Source organism: uncultured Streptococcus sp. (assembly GCF_963516575.1).
Lineage (GTDB): Bacteria > Bacillota > Bacilli > Lactobacillales > Streptococcaceae > Streptococcus.
The window spans coordinates 1-8,454 of record NZ_CAUQCP010000058.1 but is presented as its reverse complement, the minus strand read 5'-3'; the positions used below and the strand labels follow the sequence as shown (position 1 = coordinate 8,454).

11 protein-coding genes and 1 pseudogene are annotated in these 8,454 nt (G+C 40.9%); 2 read left to right on the top strand and 10 right to left on the bottom strand.

All coding sequences use genetic code 11. The features are described 5' to 3' along the window. Positions 1–98: 98 nt before the first annotated feature. The 3 genes from RWM06_RS08825 to typA form a co-directional block, all read right to left on the bottom strand. Complete coding sequence (locus RWM06_RS08825; RefSeq protein WP_313970851.1) at positions 99–320, bottom strand: hypothetical protein; 222 nt, start codon at positions 318–320, stop codon at positions 99–101. A 263-nt stretch (positions 321–583) separates the two neighbouring features. After that, complete coding sequence (locus RWM06_RS08820; protein ID WP_261073244.1) at positions 584–838, bottom strand: DUF3165 family protein; 255 nt, start codon at positions 836–838, stop codon at positions 584–586. A 19-nt stretch (positions 839–857) separates the two neighbouring features. Then, positions 858–2,699, bottom strand: coding sequence for a translational GTPase TypA (gene typA, locus RWM06_RS08815; protein WP_033684034.1), 1,842 nt, complete (start codon positions 2,697–2,699; stop codon positions 858–860). Between the two features lie 161 nt (positions 2,700–2,860). Between typA and RWM06_RS08810 the strand changes: the two genes are divergently transcribed. Continuing rightward, positions 2,861–3,586: a 16S rRNA pseudouridine(516) synthase gene (locus tag RWM06_RS08810; RefSeq protein WP_313970850.1), complete on the top strand. Its 726-nt coding sequence runs from the start codon at positions 2,861–2,863 to the stop codon at positions 3,584–3,586. A gap of 44 nt (positions 3,587–3,630) precedes the next feature. Here RWM06_RS08810 and RWM06_RS08805 read toward each other — a convergent pair whose 3' ends face one another. The 3 genes from RWM06_RS08805 to RWM06_RS08795 form a co-directional block, all read right to left on the bottom strand. Then, complete coding sequence (locus RWM06_RS08805) at positions 3,631–3,855, bottom strand: DUF4190 domain-containing protein (protein WP_313970849.1); 225 nt, start codon at positions 3,853–3,855, stop codon at positions 3,631–3,633. 88 nt (positions 3,856–3,943) lie between these two features. Next, positions 3,944–4,324 (bottom strand): rhodanese-like domain-containing protein, encoded by a 381-nt coding sequence (locus RWM06_RS08800; protein ID WP_313970848.1) that lies wholly within the window; start codon positions 4,322–4,324, stop codon positions 3,944–3,946. After that, positions 4,324–4,593 carry a YqgQ family protein gene (locus RWM06_RS08795; protein WP_000051782.1) on the bottom strand — a complete coding sequence of 90 codons (270 nt, stop codon included), beginning with the start codon at positions 4,591–4,593 and terminating at the stop codon, positions 4,324–4,326. The genes RWM06_RS08800 and RWM06_RS08795 overlap by 1 nt, the downstream gene beginning before the upstream one ends. Before the next feature lie 63 nt (positions 4,594–4,656). On the opposite strand from RWM06_RS08795, the gene RWM06_RS08790 reads away from it, so the two are divergent. Beyond that, a complete protein-coding gene (locus tag RWM06_RS08790) occupies positions 4,657–5,565 on the top strand; it encodes a LysR family transcriptional regulator (RefSeq protein ID WP_153222809.1) in 909 nt (302 codons plus the stop codon). 53 nt (positions 5,566–5,618) lie between these two features. On the opposite strand, the gene RWM06_RS08785 is transcribed toward RWM06_RS08790, so the two are convergent. The 4 genes and pseudogenes from RWM06_RS08785 to RWM06_RS08770 form a co-directional block, all read right to left on the bottom strand. Continuing rightward, positions 5,619–6,374, bottom strand: a complete 756-nt coding sequence (locus RWM06_RS08785) for an SDR family oxidoreductase (protein ID WP_313970847.1) — start codon at positions 6,372–6,374, stop codon at positions 5,619–5,621. Between the two features lie 20 nt (positions 6,375–6,394). Then, positions 6,395–7,324: a ribonuclease Z gene (gene rnz / locus RWM06_RS08780; protein ID WP_313970846.1), complete on the bottom strand. Its 930-nt coding sequence runs from the start codon at positions 7,322–7,324 to the stop codon at positions 6,395–6,397. Between the two features lie 14 nt (positions 7,325–7,338). Beyond that, positions 7,339–7,962: a cystathionine beta-lyase gene (locus RWM06_RS08775; protein WP_313970845.1), complete on the bottom strand. Its 624-nt coding sequence runs from the start codon at positions 7,960–7,962 to the stop codon at positions 7,339–7,341. Further along, positions 7,955–8,454 (bottom strand): annotated as a pseudogene (locus RWM06_RS08770) (GTPase HflX); the annotation flags it as partial. The gene RWM06_RS08775 and the pseudogene RWM06_RS08770, both read right to left, overlap by 8 nt.

Sequence of the window (8,454 nt, the reverse complement as noted above, 5' to 3'; positions counted from 1 at the left end):
ATATGAATAGTTTCTTCATAGTAGACTCCTTGTATAAGAGAATAACCCTATAGAAAAAGATTTTATCTTTTATAAATCCTTAGAATTATTTTCCTAATTTAATCCATCACACCCTGAACAACAAGACAATAATACTCTTCAAAAATCTCTTCAAACCGCGTCAACGTCGCCTTGCCGTAGATATGGTTACTGACTTCGTCAGTTCTATCCACAACCTCAAAACAGTGTTTTGAGCTGACTTCGTCAGTCTTATCTACAACCTCAAAGCAGTGCTTTGAGCAGCCTGCGGCTAGTTTTCTAGTTTGCTCTTTGATTTTCATTGAGTATAAATTTAATTCTTTCTTATTTTGAAATCGGTTTCTTATAACATAAATATATCACTTTCTATATAACCTGTCAACATATTGTACTAAGATATCATTAGTAATGAAGTTTTACATTTTCCTAAAAAATAGATGTCATTAACGAATTTTATTCCAGTTTTTTCCCTTCATATTATCCAAGAAAAAAAGATGATGTTATAGTAAAAAAACAATTCGAACTATTGTAAAATTTCTACAAAAAAGAGAGCCTAAACTCTCTTTTATCTTCTTTTACTTTTACTGACCGACATGAGTGTAATATCTCGCAAGCTAAAGTATGCTAGGAAGAGCATGGCGACTGCGATAAAGAATTCTGTCGGTAGCTGAAAGATTTGCAGGACAGACAGCATGAGCAAAATCAAAAGTGCTACGAAAGCAAAGACGACAAGTACGATATTGACTGTCCCTTTAATGCTTTCTGGTGTCGCAAATACATAGAGTAGTAATAAGAGGAGTCCTATGATTAAATAAACCATTTTTATCTCTTTCTAGCTCTTATTCAGCTGATTTTTTCTTCTTGTTAGCTTTCTCACGCTCTGCCTTGTTAAGGATTTGTTTACGCAAACGGATAGACTCAGGCGTTACTTCCATGTACTCATCGTCGTTCAAGAACTCAAGAGACTCTTCAAGTGTCAAGATACGAGGTGTCTTGATAACAGCTGTTTGGTCCTTAGTAGCTGAACGAACGTTAGTCATTTGTTTTGCCTTAGTGATGTTAACTGTCAAGTCATTTTCACGAGAGTTTTCACCGATGATCATTCCTTCATAAACCTCAGTACCTGGGTTAACAAAGATCGTACCACGTTCTTCGATAGACATGATTGAGTAAGTTGTAGCCTTACCAGCATCGATAGAAACAAGGGCACCACGGTGACGTCCACCAATTTCACCTGGAATCAATGGCAAGTATTGGTCGAAGGTATGGTTCATGATACCGTAACCACGAGTCATTGACAAGAACTCAGTTGAGTATCCAATCAAACCACGCGCTGGAACAAGGAAGACCAAACGAGTTTGACCATTACCAGTTGAAATCATATCCAACATTTCACCCTTACGTTCAGAAAGGCTTTGGATAACAGATCCTTGGTATTCTTCTGGAGTGTCGATTTGAACACGTTCAAATGGTTCACATTTAACACCGTCGATTTCTTTTACGATAACTTCTGGGCGAGATACTTGAAGTTCATATCCCTCACGGCGCATTGTTTCGATAAGGATTGACAAGTGCAATTCTCCACGTCCTGAAACAGTCCATTTATCTGGTGAATCAGTTGGGTCAACACGAAGGGAAACGTCTGTTTGCAATTCGGCCTGCAAACGTTCTTCCACCTTACGAGAAGTCACCCATTTACCTTCTTTACCAGCAAATGGTGAGTTGTTGACCAAGAAAGTCATTTGAAGAGTTGGCTCATCGATGTGTAGGATGGGAAGAGCTTCGATTGCATCTGTCGGAGTAATGGTTTCCCCGACAAAGATATCTTCCATACCAGAAACGGCAATCAAGTCACCCGCTTTAGCTTCCTGGATTTCACGACGTTCCAAACCAAAGAAACCGAAGAGTTTTGTAACACGGAAGTTTTTAGTTGTGCCATCAAGTTTAGAAAGGGTAACTTGGTCCCCAACCTTAACAGTACCACGGAAGACACGACCGATACCGATACGTCCAACGAAGTCATTGTAGTCCAAAAGTGACACTTGGAACTGCAAAGGCTCATCTGAGTTATCTACTGGAGCTGGGATATGGTCGATAATGGTATCAAAGATTGGTGCCATAGTAGTTTCTTGATCAGCTGGATCATCTGACAATGAAGAAGTTCCGTTGATCGCTGAAGCATACACCACTGGGAAGTCAAGCTGATCGTCATCTGCACCAAGCTCGATGAAAAGTTCCAAGACTTCGTCCACTACTTCTGCTGGACGAGCTGATGGTTTGTCGATTTTGTTAACAACCACGATTGGGACAAGGTCTTGTTCCAAGGCTTTTTTCAATACGAAACGAGTTTGTGGCATGGTTCCTTCGTAGGCATCTACGACCAAGACAACACCGTCAACCATTTTCATGATACGCTCAACTTCTCCACCGAAGTCCGCGTGTCCTGGTGTGTCCATGATGTTGATACGAGTTCCGTTGTAGGCAACGGCTGTATTTTTAGCAAGGATGGTAATTCCACGCTCTTTCTCGATATCGTTTGAGTCCATAGCACGCTCAGCCAATTCAGTACGTGCATCAAGCGTTTCTGATTGTTTCAATAATTCATCAACGAGGGTTGTTTTACCGTGGTCAACGTGGGCGATAATCGCAATGTTACGGATATCTTCTCTTAATTTTGTCATGATTTCCTCTATAATATTCAAAATTTATTTTCTAACTGAACGATTATACCATAATTTCAAGTAAATAACATAATTCAAGCAAGTGTAAATGTTTTCACTCTGCTTTTCTTTTCACGTCAAGCCTTTTCAAAGCAAGCGACTTATGATAAGATAAGCACAGTATGCGTTTAGATAATTTATTAGCCCAAGAAAAAATCAGTCGAAAGGCCATGAAACAAGCCTTACTAAAAGGAGAAATTTTAGTCGATGGTTGCCCAACCCGCTCCCTAGCCCAAAATATCGATACAGGACTACAAGAACTCTTTTTTCAGGACCGAATCATTCGAGGTTATGAGCACACCTATCTTATGCTTCATAAGCCTACTGGTGTCGTTACAGCCAACAAAGACAAGGAACTCCAAACCGTCATGGACCTTCTGTCACCTGACATCCAGTCTGACAAGCTCTATGCCGTCGGCCGACTGGACCGAGATACGACGGGACTCCTCCTCTTGACTGACAACGGTCCCTTGGGCTTTCAACTCCTCCATCCCCAATATCATGTCGATAAGACCTACCAAGTTGAGGTTAATGGACTTCTGACACCTGACCATATCCAAGCCTTTCAAAAGGGAATTGTCTTTTTAGATGGCACTATCTGTAAACCTGCAAGACTAGAGATTCTATCTGCAAGTCCTTCCCTCAGTCAAGCCTCCATCACCATTTCAGAAGGAAAATTTCATCAGGTCAAGAAAATGTTCCTATCGGTTGGTGTTAAGGTCACTGCTCTAAAACGAGTTCAATTCGGTGATTTCACTTTAGACCCAAAACTAGGAGAAGGTCAATATCGTCACTTGAATCCAGAAGAATTAGAGATCATTAAAAACTATTTAGAGATGAGTCGATAAAATAAAAAAGCTTTAAAAATAAAGCTTTTTTAATCTTCTTTAACTCATATGTGTAAGATAATTCCAATAATCCAGTTTAGAGCAGAAAGAACAATGCCTACTATAGCTATAATTTTTTCTGTTTTATAATCAAGTCCAGATTCTTTTTGAAGTGAGTTAGCATACAATAAACTGGTAATACTTAAACCAATACCCCCCCACGAAAATAACAAACCAAGAATAATCGACAAGATACCCAGAAAAAGTGGATTTTTCTTCTTTTCTTTCATGTTCTAAGAACTCCTTAAATTTTATACAAATTAATTATGGTATAAAACAATAGCTTCATCCTATCATTCAACTGCTTTTGAAATAAGATTAGCTAGTCTTCACTTTCCCTTTCCAAGAATCCAAGCCATAAGAAAGGATATAAATCTCAGAAAAACCTTGTTTTTTCAAGTAAAGGGCTGCATTTGTCACACGTTGCGCACGTTGGTTTTCATAAAGAAGGACAGGTTTATCCTTACGAAGGGCTGCAAGACTAGTCTTCAACTGACTTGAAGGAATATTGCGGGCACCAAGGATATGTTTTCTATGGAATTCAGCTGGGTCGCGCAAATCAATTAATTGGCCAGTTCGAATCAAGGCCTCAAACTCTGCATTGTCCACAATCTTAGCTGCACGGCGAATACGAAGATAGTTAAAGCCCATCCACGCTAACATTGCTAGTATAAGTATCCACAAAATCCAAGTAACCATTAATTCTTTTCTCCATTTTTCTCAATATAATCCAATTCCACCTTGTGCTCTCTGCGAAGAACCGCTTCTGCTTCTAGATAGTCTAATTTGTCCATCAACCCTGCGTCATAAATCCGAGAGAGTTCCAACTTCATCAGTTCAATATCATATAAGCGTTTTCCCATGTAAACAATAATACCAAATCGTTTGAGGAATTGCTGCACATCATAGAATGTTTTCATAAGACTCATTCTAGCAAAATTTTGTCTTTTTTTCAAGAAGAGACTCACACAATGCTCCTGATTTTCCTATCTTCTTTGGCGATTCTGACGCAAGTGTGGTACAATAAAAACATGAGAATTCAACAATTACACTATATTATCAAAATCGTCGAAACTGGCTCCATGAATGAGGCAGCCAAGCAACTCTTTATCACTCAGCCAAGTCTTTCCAATGCAGTGAGAGATTTGGAAAATGAAATGGGCATTGAAATCTTTATCCGCAATCCCAAGGGCATTACCTTGACCCGTGATGGGATGGAGTTTCTATCTTATGCCCGTCAGGTTGTCGAGCAAACTCAGCTTCTAGAGGAACGTTATAAAAATCCTGTCGCCCACCGTGAACTTTTTAGCGTTTCATCCCAGCACTATGCCTTTGTGGTCAATGCCTTTGTCTCTCTGCTCAAGAAAAGTGATATGGAGAAATACGAGCTCTTCCTTCGTGAAACTCGGACTTGGGAGATTATCGACGACGTCAAGAACTTCCGTAGTGAGGTCGGTGTCCTATTTTTGAACAGCTACAATCGTGATGTTTTAACCAAGATGCTGGATGACAACCACCTGCTGGCTCACCATCTCTTCACAGCCCAACCCCATATCTTTGTCAGCAAGACCAATCCTCTGGCAAAGAAAGACAAGGTCAAACTGTCTGATTTGGAAAACTTCCCTTATCTCAGCTATGACCAAGGAACTCACAACTCCTTCTACTTCTCTGAAGAGATTCTCTCGCAGGAATACCACAAAAAATCTATCGTGGTCAGTGACCGTGCCACCCTCTTTAATCTCTTGATTGGTTTAGATGGTTATACCATTGCGACAGGGATTTTGAACAGCAACCTCAACGGAGACAATATCGTTTCTATCCCATTGGATATTGACGACTCTATTGAGCTAGTCTATATCCAGCATGAAAAAACCAGCCTATCCAAGATGGGCGAACGCTTTATCGACTATCTACTAGAAGAAGTCCAGTTTAATAGTTGAGAAATAATAAGAACCAATATGTAGGCTAGCAACAACCTGCACATTGGTTCTTTTTATTTATAATTAAAAGTCTCCCCTGCCAGCTTATCAGCTAGCTTGGGAAAAATACTATAAAACTTATGGGCTAGGTTCAACAATATTGGTAGATTAAGTTCTCGTTTGTTTTTTCCTATAATCTTGACAATCTTTTTAGCTACTGCATCTGGTTCTAAGAGAAAGCGATCAACCGACTTGAGATAGGTTCCATCTGGGTCAGCTTGGTCAAAAAATCCTGTGCGGATTGGTCCTGGATTGACTGTTGTCACATGGACTCCATAGGGCATAAGTTCGAGACGCAGAGCATTTGAAAAACCAATGGCCGCAAACTTGGTAGCAGAGTAGAGACTAGACTTACCAGTAGCAATCAAACCTGCCATGCTAACAATATTGATGATATGGCCTTTTCGACTTTCCTTCATTCGAGCCGCAAGGCGACGAGACAGATTCATCAGAGCAAAGGCATTGACCTCAAACATCTGGTGAATGTCTTGGTCGGAAATCTGGTCAAATTCCTCAAAAATCCCGTAACCAGCGTTGTTAATCAAGACATCAATCTTGCCATAGCGGAGATAGAGGTCTGCTACCAGAGTTTCTAGGGCTGAATCATCGGTAATGTCGATTTCAATTAATTCTGCATGGGGATGATTTCCGTAGAGTTGAGCTAATTTTTCCTTATCTCGACCAAGCAAGATGAGCTGGTCTTCTGGTAAAAGTTTGACCATTTCTTGGGCTAGACCACCGCTAGCTCCTGTAATAAGAATAGTAGGCATACTTATCCTTTCTCAATCTTTTAGATTTCCACCTCTTCCAAGTCTTTGACCACATGGACGTTTTCAAAGACACTAGCAGCGTCTTTCTTGAGTTTGCTGATATCTTTTGAGAGAAAACGAGCACTGATGTGGTTGAGTAAGAGGCGTTTAGCACCTGCTTCTACCGCTACTTGTGCAGCTTGCATGTTAGTAGAGTGACCATGATTACGAGCAATTATTTCATCGCCCTTGCCATAAGTCGATTCATGAACCAGGACATCAGCATTGACAGCCAGACGCACACTAGCACTAGTTTTGCGGGTGTCACCCAGAATGGTGATAATCTTACCCGGACGGGGAGCTGAGATATAGTCTGCTGCCTTGATTTCAGTACCGTCTTCAAGAATAACGTCCTGACCGTTTTTAATTTTTCCAAAAAGTGGGCCAAATGGGACACCAGCAGCCTTGAGTTTTTCAGCATCCAGCGTTCCTTCTAGGTCCTTTTGTATGACACGATAACCAACACAGAAAATAGTGTGGTCCAGCTCTTCTGCATACACCGTGAATTTATCAGTCTCAAGGATTTTTCCTAGAGAATCTTGGTCAAACTCATGAAAATGAATGCGATAAGGCAGACGAGAACCTGACACACGTAGACTGGTTAAGACAAAAGACTTGATCCCTTGAGGTCCGTAGATGTCCAAATCTGTCTGCTCTTCATTGGCCTGAAAAGCACGGCTAGAAAGGAAACCTGGCAGGCCAAAAATGTGGTCTCCATGCAGATGGGTGATAAAGATTTTGCTGACCTTACGTGGTCGAATTGTGGTTTCCAGAATGCGATTTTGCGTACCTTCTCCACAGTCAAAGAGCCAGACTTCGTTAATCTCGTCCAAGAGTTTCAGGGCGAGACTGGAAACGTTGCGGGCTTTAGAGGGCTGACCAGCCCCCGTTCCTAAAAATTGAATATCCATTCGATACTTTCTAATTAATCAATATATAACATGGCTGTGCGGTTTTCCGATCGGAAATAGCGCTTGCCAGAAAAAGCAGTAGCTTCTTGTAATAACTCCTCTTGGCTGTAGCCTTTAAGACGCTTGCGACCATCAGCCAAGCTTTCCAAATCAGTCAAAGCTGTGAGACTCTCCACACTAACAACTTCCTCATCTCCGACAGCCTTCATGTAAATCTTACCAGACTCTTCAAAGACTAGTTGATGGGGAAAAATTTGCGCAATTTCAAAGAGCAAGTCATCTGAAATCTTCTCCTCATTTTCAGAGAAAATTCGACCAAGACCCTCACTCTCATAGCAGAAACCAAAGGATTTACCAGACAGATTAAGCCGAACAAAGGGCTTATTTTCTAGGGTGAAACTTGGCTCAGTATTGTAAAGATTCAGTTCCTGACTGAGTTCCGCAAAATAATCCGTCGCAGCCTCAGGACTCTTTTTCTGGTAGAGTTCAGCAAAGTAGGCATTGACCACGCTAGGCGGAGGAGTGATCAGTGCCAACTGCTCTTGCTCTGTTCTACCAGCTAGAAGTTGATCCAGATAGACCTTATCCAGACTTGTATAGCCCCCATATTTTAGAGCTAAGGTTTTGATATCAGTCATAAAATTCGTCTAACCTCCATTTATTTTTCTCGGAAATGTAGCCTGTAATGACTTCGCCGTCTTCCTGATAATCACGTTCTTCAAGAATCGCAACACTTTCTAAATCATGAATCTTGTAAGACTTTGAAAAAGGCACGCGCAGGGTAAAAGATTCAAAAATATTCTTGATTTTCTCTAAAAACAAAGCCTGCAAATTCTCACGACTATCCTCAGACTTGGCAGAAATGAGGGCATAAGGCGTTTGGGTAGGCGTGAAATCTTCCACCAAATCCGCTTTATTATACAGGGTCAGGCGAGGAATATCTTCCATATCCAGGTCTTTCATGATGGACAGAACTGTTTTTTCATGCTCTTCGTGGTAAGGATTGCTGGCATCGATAACATGAACCAGAAGATCAACATGCTTACTTTCTTCCAAGGTTGACTTGAAACTGGATACCAACTCTGTCGGCAAATCTTGGATAAAGCCAACTGTATCTGTCAAAGTTACTT

Bases quoted from the DNA above. Each gene is read 5' to 3' on its own strand.
- RWM06_RS08825 (WP_313970851.1), bottom strand. From the start codon at position 320: ATGAAAATCAAAGAGCAAACTAGAAAACTAGCCGCAGGCTGCTCAAAG.
- RWM06_RS08820 (WP_261073244.1), bottom strand. From the start codon at position 838: ATGGTTTATTTAATCATAGGACTCCTCTTATTACTACTCTATGTATTT.
- typA (WP_033684034.1), bottom strand. From the start codon at position 2,699: ATGACAAAATTAAGAGAAGATATCCGTAACATTGCGATTATCGCCCAC.
- RWM06_RS08810 (WP_313970850.1), top strand. From the start codon at position 2,861: ATGCGTTTAGATAATTTATTAGCCCAAGAAAAAATCAGTCGAAAGGCC.
- RWM06_RS08805 (WP_313970849.1), bottom strand. From the start codon at position 3,855: ATGAAAGAAAAGAAGAAAAATCCACTTTTTCTGGGTATCTTGTCGATT.
- RWM06_RS08800 (WP_313970848.1), bottom strand. From the start codon at position 4,324: ATGGTTACTTGGATTTTGTGGATACTTATACTAGCAATGTTAGCGTGG.
- RWM06_RS08790 (WP_153222809.1), top strand. From the start codon at position 4,657: ATGAGAATTCAACAATTACACTATATTATCAAAATCGTCGAAACTGGC.
- RWM06_RS08785 (WP_313970847.1), bottom strand. From the start codon at position 6,374: ATGCCTACTATTCTTATTACAGGAGCTAGCGGTGGTCTAGCCCAAGAA.
- rnz (WP_313970846.1), bottom strand. From the start codon at position 7,324: ATGGATATTCAATTTTTAGGAACGGGGGCTGGTCAGCCCTCTAAAGCC.
- RWM06_RS08775 (WP_313970845.1), bottom strand. From the start codon at position 7,962: ATGACTGATATCAAAACCTTAGCTCTAAAATATGGGGGCTATACAAGT.